We start from the raw sequence: 16259 nt of genomic DNA on the forward strand, positions 1-16259 counted from the left end.
CGCTACCTTGCCCGTTCGGGCGCGGCAAGGCACCGCCCCCCCGTCAGGTGGCCTTGTCACGCAAGGTCATCGCGCCCAATATTTCACCAAACCCGAATTGGAGAGCCCCATGCCCGACGGCCAGACCCGCCATACCGGCCCCTCGCTTGCGCCCTTTGACTGGGCCGATCCGTTCCACCTCGACACCCAACTGGCCGAGGATGAACGAATGGTCGCCGACAGCGCGCGCGCCTATGCGCAGGACAAACTGCTGCCGCGCGCCAATGAGGCCTACCTCAACGAGCACGTCACGCCCGAGATCTTTGCCGAGATGGGGGAGATGGGGCTGCTCGGCACCACGATCCCCGAGGAGTACGGCGGCCTTGGCGCGGGATACGTGACCTACGGGCTTGTGGCCCGCGAAGTGGAGCGGGTCGATAGCGGCTATCGCTCCATGATGTCGGTCCAGAGTTCCCTCGTGATGTATCCGATTCACGCCTACGGGACGGAGGAGCAGCGGCAGAAATACCTCCCCGGCCTCGCCGCAGGTACGCTCATCGGGTGTTTTGGCCTGACCGAACCGGATGCGGGCAGCGATCCGGCGGGCATGAAGACGACCGCGAAAAAGACCGACGGCGGCTATGTCCTGAACGGCGCGAAAATGTGGATTTCCAACGCTCCAATCGCCGATGTCTTCGTGATCTGGGCCAAGTCCGATGCCCATGGCGGCAAGATCCGGGGCTTTGTGCTGGACAAGGGTATGACGGGCCTGAGCGCGCCGAAAATCGGCGGAAAACTCAGCCTGCGCGCCTCCGTCACCGGCGAAATCGTGATGGATAATGTGGAAGTCGGCGAAGACGCGCTTCTGCCCGGTGTGGAGGGGCTGAAAGGCCCCTTCGGCTGCCTCAATCGCGCGCGCTACGGCATTGCATGGGGCGTCATGGGCGCGGCGGAGGATTGCTGGCACCGCGCGCGGCAATACGGGTTGGACCGGGTGCAATTCGGGCGGCCGCTGGCGCAGACACAACTGTTCCAGAAGAAGCTTGCCGACATGCAGACGGAGATCGCGCTTGGCCTGCAAGGGGCGCTGAGGGCCGGTCGGATGCTGGAGGACGGCACCTGCGGGCCGGAGGTTATCTCCCTGATAAAGCGGAACAATTGCGGCAAGGCACTGGACATTGCGCGCCATGCCCGCGACATGCATGGCGGCAACGGGATCATGGCGGAATACCACGTCATGCGCCACGCCCAGAACCTTGAGACGGTGAACACCTACGAGGGCACCCACGATGTCCACGCGCTCATCCTCGGGCGCGCACAAACCGGGCTTCAGGCGTTTTTCTGACCCCGGAATTGACCCGCATCAAGGCGGGCAACCTTGTGGCGTGGCACACTTGATACGGACCCAATTCAAGGAGTGATCCCATGTCCGATGCCCGCTTTGATATCGAACGCGAAGGCCCCAATTCCCTGCGCATCGCGCTGGCCGGAAGCCTCGATGCCCAGACGATGGAAGTGGCCCTGCAACGTCTGACGCAGGAAATGGACGGGATGGAGCATGGCGACATGCTGATGCTCGACCAGGGCGCAGAATGGCCAAGCCTCGGCGCCATCGGGGTGGAACTGCGCCACTGGCCGCAATTGCTGGCGATGCTCCACAAACTGGACCGCTGCGCCCTCGTCACGCACAACCAGATGTTCCGCAACGCCGCCGCCGTCGAAAGCGCGCTGATCCCGGGCTACGAGATCCGCTCCTTCAACGACGAAGCCAGCGCCCGCGCCTGGCTGGCGGAGGCCCGCGCAGCCCCCGCCTAGCCCCACACGCATCCCGCGCCTCAGAATTCCGCGTCGGGGCCGCGGCCATTCCGTTAATGATGTTAACCGGGCCCCGCAGCGCGCGCGATCCGGTCCGGTGCCACCACCGGGCGCGGACCTTCACCGCCGACAAGCCGCGCCCTCCGTGACCCGCCGCTTGGCAAGCCCCGCACAAACCGGCAGAAGGGACCAAATCGGGAGGGGCCCATGCGGATCGCAACGTTCAACATCAACGGCATCAAGGCACGCATCAACGCGCTTGGCGATTGGCTGGACGACCAGAAACCCGATGTCGCCCTCCTGCAAGAGGTCAAGTCGGTGGATGAGACCTTCCCGCGCGACCTGTTCGAGGATCGCGGCTACAATGTCGAAACCCACGGACAGAAGGGTTTTAATGGCGTGGCGATCCTGTCGAAACTGCCGCTGGAGGATGTCAGCCGTGGCCTGCCCGGCGACGAAGAGGACGAACAGGCCCGTTGGATCGAGGCGACGGTGATGGGCGACGATCACGCCATTCGCGTCTGCGGCCTCTATCTGCCCAACGGAAACCCCGCCCCGGGCCCGAAATATGACTACAAGCTGGCCTGGATGGACCGGTTGCACACCCATGCAAGGGGGCTCTTGAACGACGAGAAGCCCGTTGTCATGGCAGGCGATTACAACATCATTCCCCTCGATGAGGACGCCGCCCGCCCGGAAGTCTGGCACGACGATGCCCTGGCCCGGCCCGAAAGCCGCGCCGCCTTCCGCCGCATCCTAAACCTCGGCTTCACCGAAGCCTTCCGCGCCCGCAACCAGGCGCCCGGCATGTATTCATTCTGGGATTACCAGGCGGGCGCGTGGGACCGGAACGACGGTATCCGCATCGACCACCACCTGCTCAGCCCCGAGGCCGCGGACCTGCTGCGCGATTGCTGGATCGAGAAGGACGTGCGCGGGCGCGAAAAACCGTCCGACCACGTGCCGGTCTGGATCGACCTGGCCGCCTGACCGCGCCGGCACCCGCCCCGCGCCCGACCGATGCCCGAACTGAGCGCACGAAGTTTGGCCTGGATGCACAACATCGCCCCTCTTTGCTTCAAAAATACCTGAAATCCGTGCCTCGCCTCAGGTCTCGCCATGAACGGCAAGTCACCCACACGCTCCGCAATCCGGTCACGCGCATCCGCCGTCGCCGAACGGGTCATGCCCCCAGTTCTTCAGGGAATATTCCCAATCGCTGCCTTCGGCATCCTTCGGGGCCTGGGCGCAGTGGCGATTGATGTAGCCCACCACCTTCGCCATGTGGTCCCAATCGGCGTCCGTCAATTCATCCTTGTTGGTTCGCTTGATCTCCACAATCCGTCGGCCGGACCGATGCCCGGTGCTCTCGCCCCCGTCACTGTCACCGACCGACTTGCTCTCTTCCGTGTCCAGCCAATCCTCCAGCGCGGACGGCGACATGTTCACCTTCTCGCGCCACGCATTCCAGATTTCGTCACGGGATTTCTCGGACATCTTTTCCTCCTCCTGGCACCTGAAGGGGGGAACTCGGCGGATCACCGGGTGGTTCCGCCCCCGCGGGACGGCGGGAGGGGCGAGCTGCGTGTTTTCTCGGGAAAATGCGCAGCAGCGTCTCCCCCGGGCCTAGGCCGCCCCCCTCAAAGCCCGTTCAACGGCACCTTCAGGACCGGATGCCCGTCCGCGTCCTTGGGGATATCGCCCGCACGCATGTTCACCTGCAACGAGGGGATGATCAGCTTCGGCATGGCCAGCGTCGCATCGCGGCCTTCGCGCACGGCGATGAACTCCTCCCGGCTGGTACCTCCCGCCAGGTGAATATTCGCCGCCCTCTGTTCGGCCACATTCGTCTCCCACGCGATCGCGCGCCCGCCGGGGCCGTAATCGTGGCAGATGAACAGCCGCATCTCGTCCGGCAGCGCCAGCACCTTCTGGATCGAATCGTAAAGTTGCCCCGCATCACCGCCCGGAAAATCGCACCGCGCCGACCCGCCGTCGGGCATGAAGAGCGTATCGCCCACAAACGCCGCATCGCCGATGACATGGACCATGCAGGCCGGCGTGTGGCCCGGCGTGGCCATGGCGAACCCGGTCAGGTTGCCGATCTCGTAGGTGTCGCCATCGGCAAAAAGCGCGTCGAACTGCGACCCGTCGCGCTGGAACTCGGTGCCCTCGTTGAAGACCTTGCCAAAGACCTCCTGCACCTCGGTGATCTTCGCGCCAATGCCGATCTTGCCACCGCATTCCTGCTGGATGTAGGGCGCGGCGGACAGGTGGTCGGCGTGAACATGGGTCTCGATCACCCAGGCCACCTCGAGCCCGTTTTCGCGGACAAATGCGATGATCCGGTCCGCACTGTCATGGGTGATGCGCCCGGCGGCGTAGTCGATGTCGAGCACGGTGTCGATCACCGCACAGGCGGCACTTTCCGGATCCTGCACGACGTAGGAAATCGTGTTGGTCGCCTCGTCGAAAAAGCCCGTCACCAGTGGGTGCTGATCCATATTCACGGGGTATGTCATCGCGGGGTCTCCTCCTTCGGGCAAAGGGCTCAGGCCGGTGCCCCGCGCCGCAACAGCGGCGGGACCAACCGTGCGGCGATGATACCAGCGACCATCGCGCCCGTGAACAGCCACACCGACGCATCGAATGCCCCCAGAACCGGCAATGCGCCGCCCGGACAGAACCCCGCAATGCCCCAGCCGACGCCGAACGTCGCCGACCCGGCCAGAAGCCTGGTGTCGACCCGGGTCGCCTGCGGCAAGAGAAATTGCCCCTCGAAAAGCGGTTGCGGTCTCGGCAGCACGACGCGGTAGCCAAGCGCCGTCACCGCCAGCGCGCCGCCCATCACGAAGATCAGCGACGGGTCCCACGTGCCAGCGATATCGAAGAAATTCACGACCTTGGCCGGGTTCCCCATGCCAGAGACGACGATCCCCATGCCGAACAGCGCACCGATCAGGAAGATCAGGGTCAAACGCATCGTTTCATACCCCCAAGACGTGCCGCAGCACATAAACAGTAGCGACACATGCCGCCATGAACACGCAGGTCGCGACGATGGACCGGGGCGACAGCCGCGCGATCCCGCAGACCCCATGCCCGGAGGTGCACCCACCCCCGAATGTCACGCCCACACCCACCAGAAAGCCGCCCACCAGCAGCATCGGCGTGCTGACCGGCACCGTGATCTCGGGCCACGATCCGGTCAGCAGCAGGTACAAGGCCGGTGCCGTGACCATGCCCGCGATCATCACCCAGCGCCAAAGCCCATCCGCGCGCGATGCGGGCAGCAAGGCACCGGCCAGAATGCCCGTCGCCCCCATGATCCGCCCCGCCACCAGCATCAGCAGAACCGCGGCCAGCCCGATCATCGCGCCGCCCGCCAGCGACGCCCAGGGCGTGAATGCCGTCTCCATGATTTCCGTCCCCGTTCTTGTCCTGCCTCCCATTTAGGCGAAGTACCGGTCCGCTCCAACTGGACTTTCGGTGGCTTCGGCCAATACTCTTGCGCGACGGCAAAGACCGTCCCCCTGACACCAAGGGGCACCAACGGGAGAAACACATGACACATCGTATCGCCGCCTTTGGGGCGGCCCTTCTGGCCACCACGGCGCTGACCGTCACCAGCCTTAGCGCGGAAACCCTGCGTTGGGCCCGCGCGGCCGAGGCACTGACCCAGGACCCCCACGCCCAGAACGAGGGGCCGACCACGACCCTCAACCACCAGATCTACGAGCCCCTGATCCTGCGCAACATGGCCGGAGAAATGGAGCCCGCGCTGGCCACCTCGTGGGAGCCGTCGGCCGATAATCCCAATGTCTGGGTCTTCCAGATCCGCGAAGGCGTCACCTTCCACGGGGGGGAGACCTTCGACGCCTCCGACGTCGTCTTCTCGCTCAACCGCGCGATGTCGGAGAATTCCAACTTCCGCGAATTGCTCTCTGGCGTGACGGAAGTGCGCGCCACGGGTGACTACGTTGTGGAGATCGAGACCGAGGGTCCGAACCCGCTTCTGCCCAACAACCTGACCAACATCTTCATGATGGACGAAGGCTGGTCGGTGGAAAACGGCGCCGAAGAGGTGCAGGATTACGCCGGCGGTGAAGACACGTTCTCGGCGCGCAATTCCAACGGGACCGGGCCCTATGTCCTCACCAGCCGCGAAGCGGACGTGGAGACGGTCCTGACCCTGAACGAGAATTACTGGGGCATCGGCGAGTTTCCCCTCGACGTGACGGAGATCATCTTCACGCCGATCCAGAACCCCGCCACCCGTCTGGCGGCCTTCCTGACCGGTGAGGTCGATTTCATCCAGGATGTCCCGGTACAGGATCTGGCGCAGGTTGAAGCCGCCGATGGCATCGGCCTCGGCACCGGGCCGCAGAACCGCAATATCTTCTTCGGGCTGAATGTCGGTGCCGACAACCTGGAGCGCGACAATGTCGATGGCGCGAATCCCTTCGCCGATGTCCGCGTGCGCGAAGCGATGATGATCGCCATCAACCGCGAGGCGATCCAGCAGGTCGTCATGCGCGGACAATCCGACCCCACGGGCGCGATGCTGCCGCCGCCGGTGAACGGCTGGACCGAGGAGTTGGAGCAATATCCCGAATTCGACCTCGACCGCGCCCGCGCGTTGATGGAAGAAGCGGGCTACGGCGACGGCTTCTCGATCCAGCTCGATTGCCCCAATGACCGCTACGTCAATGACGAGGCGATCTGCCAGGCCGCCGTGGGCATGTTCGCCCAGATCGGCATCACCGTGAACCTCTCGGCGCTCCCGCGTGCCCAGCATTTCCCGCTGATCGCCAATGGCGAGACGGATTTCTACATGCTGGGTTGGGGCGTGCCGACCTATGACAGCGAATACGTCTTCAACTTCCTCTACCACACCCGCAACGACGGGCGCGGCAGCTGGAACGGCACGAACTTCTCCAACGCCGAGATGGACGAGATGATCGTTTCGCTGTCGTCTGAGACCGATCTGGAGGCCCGCAACGCGACCATCGCGGAGCTGTGGGAGATGGCAGAGGCTGAGATGATCTATCTGCCGATCCACCACCAGGTCCTGAACTGGGGTGTCTCGGATGCGTGGTCCACGCTGGTGGATGCCGACGACCAGGTGAAGTTCAAATATTTCGAGCTGAACTGACCGGCTGACGCGTCCGCGTCAACACCGGTATCTATCGACCTGCCCGGGGGAGCGATCCTCCGGGCAGATGCGTTCTGGACCAGGCAGATAGGGTGACAATACCCCGTCTTTCCCCCTGAGCGTCCGTGCGATCCGCCATAGGGTGAAGAGGGCGGTTGATTGAAAGACCGTTATCCCGCAACCTGACCACACAGCCCTGCGCCTGCATTCGCGCATTCATTTGCCAACTATTTTAGTCCCCAAGGCCGGGCGCTGTGATCTTCCTCCGTTTCTTCCGGGGAAGACGCATTTTGACATCGAAAGGAATGCTCGTGTCACACGACTTACTGAAAGCCATCGTTCTGTCCGTTCTGGCCATGCCCTTGGCCAATGCCGCCAATGCGCAGGATGTCGACCCCGCCAGGGTCACCGAATTCGTCACCGCGCTGGAGACCCATGGCTGCCGCCTGACCCAGGCCGACACCCAGGATTTTGTTCTTTCCAACGGGTTCGCCGATGCCCGTGAAACCCGCGCCATCATCGGAAGCCTGATCGCGTCGGGCGATGCCCGCACCGAAGGCGCGGAACTGGTGTTGAGCACGGCCGGTTGCGCCAATGCGACCGCAGGCGCGGCACCCGTCCCCGTACCGGCGCCCGCCCCGGCCCCCACGCCGGTCCCCGCCCCGCCGCAGCCGGTCCAGGCGCTGGCCGCCTGCCCCTCCAACGCGCTCGCCCTGTCCGGCACGACCCAATGCGCCTGCCCCGCCAATCCCAGCGGCACGATCTGGGGCAGTGCCGTCTATACCGCCGACAGCAATATCTGCATGGCAGCGCTCCATGCAGGTGCCATCCCGATCACCGGGGGCAACATCACGGTCACGACATCGGGTCGGTTGGAATCCTTCCCTGGCTCGGTCCAGAACGGCGTGACCTCCAACCCCTGGGGCGCCTACGATACCAGCTTCTCCGTCGCGGCCCTGCCCGATGCGGCACCGCAGCCCGCGCCGCAACCTTTGCCCCAGGCCACGGCGAATTGCCCCAGCTTCGAAACGCCGGGCGACTTCTATGCCGCGACCGGCGAGCAGCTCTACAGCCCCACGTCGTTCCAGGTGCAGGCCGGTGGTCCGCTCGATATCGGCGGATGCCAGGTCGGCGGGATTGGCTTCACCACGGAAGTGCCGCAGATCTCCGTCAACCTTTCGGGGATGGAGAGCTACGGTCGCCTGGAAATCGAGGTCGAATCCCAGTGTGACACGACGCTTCTGATCAACACGCCGATGGGACAATGGGTGTTCGACGACGATGGCCGTGGCAATCTGCAACCGCTCGTGAACCTGCCGTCTTCGGCATCCATGAACGGGCGCATCGACATCTGGGTCGGCACCTATAATGGCGATACCTGCCCGGCCACCCTCGAACTGGAAACCTGGCTCGGCTAGGTCCCCCTCCCGCGCGCCGCCCCCCTAGGCTTACCGGGGGGCGGCGTTGCCCCGGCCCGCCTGTTGATCCATCTCAAGGCGCGTATCCCCGGCATCTGCCATCCTTGAAGGCGCAATCCCGCGCGTCCCACCGAAAGGATAGCTGCCATGTTCACCTCCATTCTCGTTGCCATCGACGGATCGGAACCGTCGCGCCACGCGCTCAAGACCGCCTGCGGCCTGGCCAAGGCATTCGGGGCGGAACTGCACCTGCTCCACGCCCCCCAGATCGAGACGATGGCGATCGCCGTGGGGGCCGCTGTCGTTGACGTGCCCGTCACGCCCGAACGGATCGCGGAGGCGGGTAAAGGCGTGATGGAAGACGCCGTGAAGCGCGCAACCGAGGAGGGGATCACCGTCGCAAGCGACACGATCGGATCGGGCGATGCGGTGGACAACATCCTCGACACGGCAAAGCTGAACTCCGCCGACCTGATCGTGATGGGGCGGCGCGGCCTTGGCTCCGTCGCCAGCCTGTTCCTCGGCTCGGTCAGCCAGAAAGTGTCCCACGGCGCGAAATGTTCGGTGCTGACGGTGGGCTGATCCACGGCACACCGGGCCATCTTTGTCGGCCCCGTCCCTTCCCCGCGCCGGTCGCTTTCGCGCTCGGCGGGCCGGCGTGACACCGCCCCTGTCGTGCCGGGCGGCCCTGCGCCTGCGCACTGCCGCCCTGCGCCAGATCACGGTTTCGTGACCACGCGCCCTCTCGCCCTATCTCGAACAATACGCCACCCTTCGCGCCCATGCGGCGGACCGGGTCGCTCGACACAACACCTCTGGGGAGAGACCTGAACATGAACCGCCTTCTGACCGCCAGCGTGCTTGCGCTGGCCACCGCCATTCCGGCACATGCCGAGACCTTCCGGTGGGCCGCCACCACCGATCCGCAGACGATGGACCCCCACGCGGTCAGCTCCGCGCCGGTTCTGGGGTTCCTCAACAATGTCTATGAAGGGCTGGTGCGCCGGGGCCGCGACATGGCGATCGAACCCGCCCTCGCCACCGCGTGGGAGCCGATCGGCGACGGCGAAGGCTGGCGCTTCACCCTGCGCGAAGGCGTGACCTTCCATGACGGCGCGGCCTTCACGGCGGACGATGTGCTTTTCAGCTACGAGCGCGCAAGTTCCGAGGATTCCGACGTGTCAAGCTGGTTCGCGCCCGTCTCCGACGTCGTGGTCGTGGATGAGTTCACCGTCGATATCCTCACCTCCTCTCCGCAGCCGATCTTTCCCGACAGCATCGCCAACTGGATGATCATGGACAGCGACTGGGCCGCGGCGAACGACGCCGAACGCCCCGCCCGCGACGCAGAGAATTACGCGACCCGCAACGTCAACGGCACCGCCGCCTTCATGCTGGAAAGCCGCCAACCCGATCTGGAGACGGTGCTGGTCCCCTTTGACGGCTGGTGGGGAGAGGTGGAACACAACATCACCCGCGCGGTCTTCACCCCGATCCAGAACTCCGCCACCGCCGTGGCCGCCCTTCTGTCGGGGGATATCGACCTGATCGACCCTGTCCCTGTGCAAGATGCCGCGCGGGTCAACGATGCCGACGGCGTCTATGTCCTCGACGGGATCGAGGCGCGGGTCATCATGCTGGGATATGCCCACGATCACGAGACGCTGCAAAACGGCGGTGAAAACATTTTCGCCGATGTGCGCGTGCGCCGCGCCGTGGGCCATGCCGTGAACGTGCCTGCAATCCTGCAAGCGATCATGGGCGGCTCGGCGGAGGCCGAGAGCCAGCTGGTCAGCCCGGCCATGCGCGGCTATTCCCAGCCCAACGCGGCGCGCCCCGAATACGACCAGGACCTCGCCCGGTCGCTCATCGCGGAGGCAGGCGCAGATGGCGCGGAATTCACCCTCTCCTGCCCCAATGACCGCTACCTGAATGACGAGGCCGTGTGCCAGGCCATCGTCGGTATGCTGGCGCAGGTCGGGCTGAATGCCACACTCGATGCGATGCCGGTCTCGAATTACTGGCCGGAGCTGCGGGCCGACAATTTCGATATGTACCTGCTGGGATGGTCGCCGGGCACCTTCGATGCCGAACACCCGATCCGCTTCCTCGTGCACACCAATGGTGAACGTCTGGGTACGTGGAATTTCGGCGGCTATTCCAATCCCCGCATCGACGAGATGTTGCCGATGATCCAGTCCGAGATCGACGACACCGCGCGCCAGGCGATGCTGGATGAGGCGGCAGCGATCATTCAAGAAGATGTCGTCTATACGCCGCTTTACGTGCAGCCGCTTCTGTGGGGCGTGCGCGACGGGATCGAATTGACCCAGCGGCCCGACAATTTCTTCATCCTGCGCTGGGTGTCGGTGGGCGAAGCCAACGACTGAAACCGGGCCAGTGGGCGCGTCGTGCGCCCGGCCCCCCGGGGGGAGGGTTCCCCTTCCCCCGGCCTCACGCTCCGTCACGCCGCGACGTCAGCCGCGCCTCAGAACCCCAAAGTGAACCGCCGCACCAGCGTCACGCCCGCGCGCGCCTGGAACGTGTCGCCGTTCTGCACGATCGGGCTGTCGGCGGCAGAGCCCTGAAGCTCCCCCAGCTCCAGCCGCCCGCGCACCGACCAATCGTCGTTCAGGGCGTGGATGATGTTGAGCTGTAGGCCCGCATAGGTCACGCCACCCTCCGCATCATAAGCCCCGAAGCCGCTGACGCTCGCCGCCGCCTCTGCGGCCGTGATGCCGAAATAGGTCTGGGCATAATCGTCCGAGGCGATCTGCACCCGTGGCCCCAGCGTGATCGTCGTGCTGTCCGACGGGCGGAAGATGACGTCGCCGCCGATCTCGCCCACGAAGGTGTTGTGGCCGATGACGCCATACCGGACATCCCCGAACACGCGCCACGCTTCGGTTGCGTATCCGACGCCGCCGCCCAGCTCGACGGAGAAGGGGACGTCTTCCAATCCGACAAGCTCCGCGTTGTCTTCGGCCAGACGCGCGTGGCTGATGCGGAACGCGCCGCGAAAGCCGAATCCCTCCCGCGGGCCGGTATCGGGGCGCGCGATCGGGCCGATCTCCAATTCGTGAAGCTGCCCGAACCCAAGCGGCCGAACACGGTAGCTGTCGGCCCCGAAATAATCGGGCATCACCTGTCCGCCGAACCCGAGCGAGGCGGTGATCCCCGGCCCCTCCGCCGATGCCGCGCCGCCCGTCATGGCGGCAAAAGCCGCCGCAAACGCCATAAGGCGCACCCGTTTCGTCATCTGGTGATCCCCCAAGATCGTGGTCCGCGGCACATGCCCGGACCTGCCGTGCGATATGGGGCGCGGGGGGGTCTTCGGCAAATCGTTTCGCGCGCGATGCGCGTCTTTTCGCGGGGATGTGGCGTCCCTGACACCACGTCGCCCCCTTGACCTGCCCGCCCGATGCAGGCAGCACCAAGGGCACACACGCCGCAATCGCCAGGCCCCATGCTCAGCTTCATTCTCAGACGCGTCTTGCAATCCCTTCTCGTCCTGTTGGTCGTGGGCCTCGTCGCGTTCGCCATGTTCCGCTTCGTGGGCGACCCGGTCGACACGATGCTGGGCCAGGAACGCACGATGGACGACATCGAACGCCTCCGCGAAGTGCTTGGCCTCAACAAGCCGTTCTTCATCCAGTACTGGGATTTCCTGGTGCGCGCGGTGCAGGGCGACCTGGGCATCTCCTACCGCCAGGGCCGCCCGGTGGCGGAGATCATCGTGGAACGCCTTCCCGCCACGCTGGAACTGGCGCTGGTATCGGGCTTCATCGCGTTCGCGGCCGGCATCGTGCTTGGCATCTTCACCGCGATCCGGCGCGACGGGTTCACCGCCAACGCCATCATGTCGATCAGCCTGATCGGCGTGTCCCTGCCCACCTTCCTGATCGGGGTCCTGTTGATCTATGGCTTCGGGGTGGGGGTAAACATCCCCCTGCCCTTCTCCGATACGGTTTGGAACACCGGCGGCATGCCGACCTTCGGGCGCGGCGACACAGTTGAGCTCGGCTGGTGGACGACCGGGTTCCTGACATGGGACGGGATCAAGTCGATCATCCTGCCCGCCATCACCCTCGGCCTCTACCAGATGACCCTCATCATGCGTCTTGTCCGGGCCGAGATGCTAGAGGTTCTGCGCGCCGATTACATCCGCTTCGCCCGCGCCCGGGGCCTGTCGGACCGCGCCATCAACTTCCGCCACGCGCTCAAGAATACCCTCGTGCCGGTTATCACCGTGACCGGCCTGCAACTGGGCTCCATCATCGCCTTTGCGATTATCACGGAGACGGTGTTCCAATGGCCGGGCGTGGGACTTCTCTTCATCAACGCGATCCGCTTCGTCGATATCCCCGTCATGGCGGCCTACCTGATGATGATCTCCGTCATGTTCGTGGCCATCAACCTGATCGTGGACCTGCTCTATGTGGCCATTGATCCGCGCCTGCGTGGCGAAGGGAAGGCCCTATGACCGACACGCCGCAAAACCCCGCGCCGCCCCCCGCACCCGCGCCCGCGCCCGAGGCGTTGCGCGCCCGCTCGCGCCTCTCCCGCGCCTGGGACAGCGACGTGGCCTATGCCTTCCGCCATTCGCCCGTGGCGCTGGTGTCCAGCACCGTGACGATCCTCATGGTGCTGGCCGCGATCTTCGCGCCCCTCATCGCGCCGCACGATCCGTTCAACCCCGCCACGCTGAACCTGATGAACGGGTTGAGCGAACCCGGCGTGCCCAACCAGTTCACCGGTGAGACGTTTTTCCTCGGCACCGACGATCAGGGCCGCGATGTCTTCTCCACCATCCTCTACGGGTTGCGCATCTCGCTCTTCGTGGGCTTCGCCGCCGTGACATTCGCGCTGGTCCTGGGCGTGGCACTCGGCCTTCTGGCGGCCTATGTCGGCGGCTGGACGGAGACGATCATCATGCGCATCGCCGACATCCAGCTCACGTTTCCGTCGATCCTGGTGGCGCTCCTGATCTCCGGCATCGCCAAGGGGATCACCCCGATCGAATACCGCGACGAGATGGCGATTTTCGTGCTGATCCTCGCCATCGGCCTGTCCGACTGGGTGCAATTCGCCCGCGTGGTCCGCGGGGCCACGCTGGTCGAGAAGAACAAGGAATACGTGCAGGCCGCCCGCCTGATCGGTCGCTCGCCCTTCGTCATCATGGCCCGCCACATCCTGCCCAACGTCCTCTCGCCCGTCCTCGTCATCGCAACGATCTCTCTGGCCCTCGCCATCATCGCCGAGGCCACCCTCAGCTTCCTCGGCGTCGGCGCGCCGCCCACCGAGCCGTCCCTCGGCACGCTCATCCGCATCGGGCAGACGTTCCTGTTCTCTGGCAATTGGTGGATTTTGGTGTTCCCGGCGGCGACGCTGCTGGTACTGGCGCTGAGTGTGAACCTGCTGGGAGATTGGCTGCGGGATGCGCTCAATCCGAGGCTGCGCTAGCATGGCGCTAAGTCAGGTTCAGATCATTCAGTCTCTGGGTGAAGCGCTCAGCTGGTTTGAACGTGAACTGTCTTGGGGAACAAACCCGGCAGAACTCAATCACCTGACGGGCCGAATTGGCGAACTCTACGCGGCCATGATTACCCGTGGCCAAATGGCGTCAGACGTAAACCAACAAGGCTACGATGTTGTCAGTGCCGAGGGAGAGCGCCTTTCTGTGAAGACCATCACGTCGTCTAACCATGTGGCGTTCAACCAAAACACTCTCGATAGAGTCGATCGCATTCTCGTTTTGCGAATATTGATCGATGAGGGAGAAGTCTCGATCGAGGAATTGTTCGACGGCAACCCTGAAGGCGCCCGATCAATGATGCGCGAAAACAATGGAAAACTGCGCATAAGTGTCTCTGCAATGGAGAAACCCAACAAGCCTTTGCGCGAAATTCCGGTCCAGAATTCTGTTGCAACCCACGGATTCGAAGTCTCCATTTTGGAAAATGGCACGATCAAAGTGACCTCTGGCGAAGCGATCATCCAGCCTTCGAAACCTGTCCTGCGCGACCTTGCCGCCAAGTTTGGAGTCGACCTTTTGAACGGTGCTGGAAATCCCAAGAACACAAGACAACTTGGTGCAGACGTCGTTCGCGCCGTAAGTGAATTGAGCGCCTAATGCCCCTCCTCGAAATCGAAAACCTCACCGTCGAATTCCCGACCCGCCGCCAGGTCTTCACCGCCGTGAAGAACGCGCATCTGTCGGTGGAGCCGGGTGAAATCCACGGGCTCGTGGGCGAGTCCGGCGCTGGTAAATCCACCATCGGCGCGGCGATCATGGGCCTTCTGGAGCGCCCCGGTCGCATCGCGGGCGGGATCATCCGCTACAAGGGAGACGAGATCAGCGGCCTCGACACCGACGCGATGCGCGCCTTGCGCGGCAAGAAGATCTCCATGATCTTCCAGGACCCGCTGACTTCGCTGAACCCGCTTTTCACCGTGCGCCAGCAATTGGTGGAGACGATACAGGAACACCTCAAGGTCTCCTCCGACGAAGCCGATACCCGCGCCCGCGACCTCATCGACCGGGTCGGCATCCCCGATCCCGAAACCCGGCTCGACCAATACCCGCACCAGTTTTCCGGCGGCATGCGGCAGCGCGTGGTCATCGCCCTTGCCCTCTGCTCCGAACCCGATGTCATCATCGCCGACGAGCCCACAACCGCGCTCGACGTTTCGATCCAGGCGCAGATCCTCGACCTCATCAAGGAGCTGGCCCGCGAACGGCAGGTCGGCGTCATCCTGATCACCCACGACATGGGCGTGATCGCCGACACGACCGACAAGGTGACGGTCATGTATATGGGCGAGGTCGTGGAAAGCGGCGCCACGGGCCAGGTGCTCGGCCAGCCCTCCCATCCCTATACCAAGTCGCTGATCGCCGCCGTGCCCCGCCCCAACGTGAAGCTGCACCGCTTTCCGCTGATCTCCTACGGCGGGCGCATCACGGAATTCGCCATCGAAGATCTCAAGCGCAACTGGCCGTCGGTGCAGATCGACCGCGCGAAACCGCTGGTGGAGGCGCGCGGGCTGACCAAGCGCTTCCTGCAACGCCGCGCGATCCTGCCGCGCAACCGGCAATTCTTCACCGCCGTGGACGAGGCGCGGTTCGAGATCCGCGAAGGCGAGGTCTTCGGGCTGGTCGGCGAAAGCGGCTCCGGCAAATCGACCATCGCGCGGATGATCGCGGGGCTCTACCCGGTCGATGGGGGGGAGGTCGCGTTTGACGGCAAGCCCGTCTCCAATCAGCCCGGCGGCGTGCCCGATTGGTACCGCAAGCAGATCCAGATGATTTTCCAGGACCCCTATTCGTCCCTCAACCCGCGCATGCGCGTGGATGAGATCGTGGCCGAACCGGCCAAGCATCACGGGCTTCTGGCGGGTCAGGCGCTCAAGGATCGGGTGTCGGAATTGCTCGATCGCGTGGGTCTGGGGGCCGAGGCGGGCCTGAAATACCCCCACGAGTTTTCCGGCGGGCAGAGGCAGCGGATCTCCATCGCCCGGGCGCTCGCCACCCAGCCGCGTTTCCTGATCTGTGACGAGCCGACCTCTGCGCTGGACGTGTCGATCCAGGCGCAGATCCTCAATATCCTCAAGGACTTGCAGGAGCATCTGGGCCTGACCATGCTCTTCATCTCCCACGACCTGCCGGTGGTCCGCCAGATGTGCGACCGGGTGGGGGTGATGAAAAACGGGGAGCTTGTGGAAGTGGCGGAGACGGAGGCGCTGTTCGCCGATCCGCAGCACCCCTACACCCAGAGCCTCCTGTCCCTCATGCCGCGTCTGGACGGGCTGTCGGACGAAGGGCTGGCGGTGGCCTGAGCCGATCTTGATGTCGCCCGGCGGGGCCGGTCGATCAACCGGGGGAGGCCTTGCCT

The 16259-nt window shown here is 64.6% G+C and carries 16 protein-coding genes; 11 read left to right on the top strand and 5 right to left on the bottom strand.

All coding sequences use genetic code 11. The features are described from left to right. Nucleotides 1–109 precede the first annotated feature (109 nt). From KUW62_RS10190 to xth, 3 genes are all read left to right on the top strand, one after another. A complete protein-coding gene (locus tag KUW62_RS10190) occupies nt 110–1324 on the top strand; it encodes an acyl-CoA dehydrogenase (RefSeq protein WP_224815373.1) in 1215 nt (404 codons plus the stop codon). Between the two features lie 80 nt (nt 1325–1404). Next, nucleotides 1405–1794 carry an STAS/SEC14 domain-containing protein gene (locus KUW62_RS10195; RefSeq protein WP_224815374.1) on the top strand — a complete coding sequence of 130 codons (390 nt, stop codon included), beginning with the start codon at nt 1405–1407 and terminating at the stop codon, nt 1792–1794. A gap of 207 nt (nt 1795–2001) precedes the next feature. After that, nucleotides 2002–2784 carry an exodeoxyribonuclease III gene (gene xth, locus KUW62_RS10200; protein WP_224815375.1) on the top strand — a complete coding sequence of 261 codons (783 nt, stop codon included), beginning with the start codon at nt 2002–2004 and terminating at the stop codon, nt 2782–2784. A gap of 165 nt (nt 2785–2949) precedes the next feature. On the opposite strand, the gene KUW62_RS10205 is transcribed toward xth, so the two are convergent. The 4 genes from KUW62_RS10205 to KUW62_RS10220 all read right to left on the bottom strand — a co-directional run bounded on the left by KUW62_RS10205 (nt 2950) and on the right by KUW62_RS10220 (nt 5213). Next, entirely contained in the window at nt 2950–3291 is a 342-nt protein-coding gene (locus KUW62_RS10205) for a DUF3140 domain-containing protein (protein WP_224815376.1), read from the bottom strand. Between the two features lie 143 nt (nt 3292–3434). Beyond that, complete coding sequence (locus KUW62_RS10210) at nt 3435–4316, bottom strand: MBL fold metallo-hydrolase (protein WP_224815377.1); 882 nt, start codon at nt 4314–4316, stop codon at nt 3435–3437. 29 nt (nt 4317–4345) lie between these two features. Continuing rightward, complete coding sequence (locus KUW62_RS10215; protein WP_224815378.1) at nt 4346–4777, bottom strand: DUF6691 family protein; 432 nt, start codon at nt 4775–4777, stop codon at nt 4346–4348. 4 nt (nt 4778–4781) lie between these two features. Continuing rightward, on the bottom strand, nt 4782–5213 hold the full coding sequence (locus KUW62_RS10220; protein ID WP_224815379.1) for a YeeE/YedE family protein: 432 nt from the start codon (nt 5211–5213) through the stop codon (nt 4782–4784). A 146-nt stretch (nt 5214–5359) separates the two neighbouring features. Here KUW62_RS10220 and KUW62_RS10225 point away from each other — a divergent pair, with 146 nt between their 5' ends. The 4 genes from KUW62_RS10225 to KUW62_RS10240 all read left to right on the top strand — a co-directional run bounded on the left by KUW62_RS10225 (nt 5360) and on the right by KUW62_RS10240 (nt 10757). Further along, nucleotides 5360–6949: an ABC transporter substrate-binding protein gene (locus KUW62_RS10225; RefSeq protein ID WP_224815380.1), complete on the top strand. Its 1590-nt coding sequence runs from the start codon at nt 5360–5362 to the stop codon at nt 6947–6949. Nucleotides 6950–7260: 311 nt separating this feature from the next. Next, the gene (locus KUW62_RS10230; protein WP_224815381.1) at nt 7261–8367 is read left to right on the top strand and encodes an LCCL domain-containing protein; all 1107 of its coding nucleotides are present in this window, start codon (nt 7261–7263) and stop codon (nt 8365–8367) included. Nucleotides 8368–8514: 147 nt separating this feature from the next. Next, nucleotides 8515–8949, top strand: coding sequence for a universal stress protein (locus KUW62_RS10235; RefSeq protein ID WP_224815382.1), 435 nt, complete (start codon nt 8515–8517; stop codon nt 8947–8949). A gap of 251 nt (nt 8950–9200) precedes the next feature. Further along, nucleotides 9201–10757, top strand: a complete 1557-nt coding sequence (locus KUW62_RS10240) for an ABC transporter substrate-binding protein (RefSeq protein WP_224815383.1) — start codon at nt 9201–9203, stop codon at nt 10755–10757. Nucleotides 10758–10855: 98 nt separating this feature from the next. On the opposite strand, the gene KUW62_RS10245 is transcribed toward KUW62_RS10240, so the two are convergent. Then, nucleotides 10856–11626, bottom strand: a complete 771-nt coding sequence (locus KUW62_RS10245) for a MipA/OmpV family protein (protein ID WP_224815384.1) — start codon at nt 11624–11626, stop codon at nt 10856–10858. A 207-nt stretch (nt 11627–11833) separates the two neighbouring features. Between KUW62_RS10245 and KUW62_RS10250 the strand changes: the two genes are divergently transcribed. Genes KUW62_RS10250 through KUW62_RS10265 form a run of 4 tightly spaced genes read left to right on the top strand, consistent with a single transcriptional unit; the run spans nt 11834 to nt 16203 of the window. Then, on the top strand, nt 11834–12850 hold the full coding sequence (locus tag KUW62_RS10250; protein WP_224815385.1) for an ABC transporter permease: 1017 nt from the start codon (nt 11834–11836) through the stop codon (nt 12848–12850). Next, a complete protein-coding gene (locus KUW62_RS10255) occupies nt 12847–13830 on the top strand; it encodes an ABC transporter permease (protein WP_224815386.1) in 984 nt (327 codons plus the stop codon). Before KUW62_RS10250 ends, KUW62_RS10255 begins: the two co-directional genes overlap by 4 nt. A gap of 1 nt (nt 13831) precedes the next feature. Next, complete coding sequence (locus KUW62_RS10260; protein ID WP_224815387.1) at nt 13832–14500, top strand: hypothetical protein; 669 nt, start codon at nt 13832–13834, stop codon at nt 14498–14500. Continuing rightward, on the top strand, nt 14500–16203 hold the full coding sequence (locus KUW62_RS10265; RefSeq protein WP_224815388.1) for an ABC transporter ATP-binding protein: 1704 nt from the start codon (nt 14500–14502) through the stop codon (nt 16201–16203). The genes KUW62_RS10260 and KUW62_RS10265 overlap by 1 nt, the downstream gene beginning before the upstream one ends. Nucleotides 16204–16259 lie beyond the last annotated feature (56 nt).

Origin of the sequence: Hasllibacter sp. MH4015, assembly GCF_020177575.1 — a bacterium.
Lineage (GTDB): Bacteria > Pseudomonadota > Alphaproteobacteria > Rhodobacterales > Rhodobacteraceae > Gymnodinialimonas.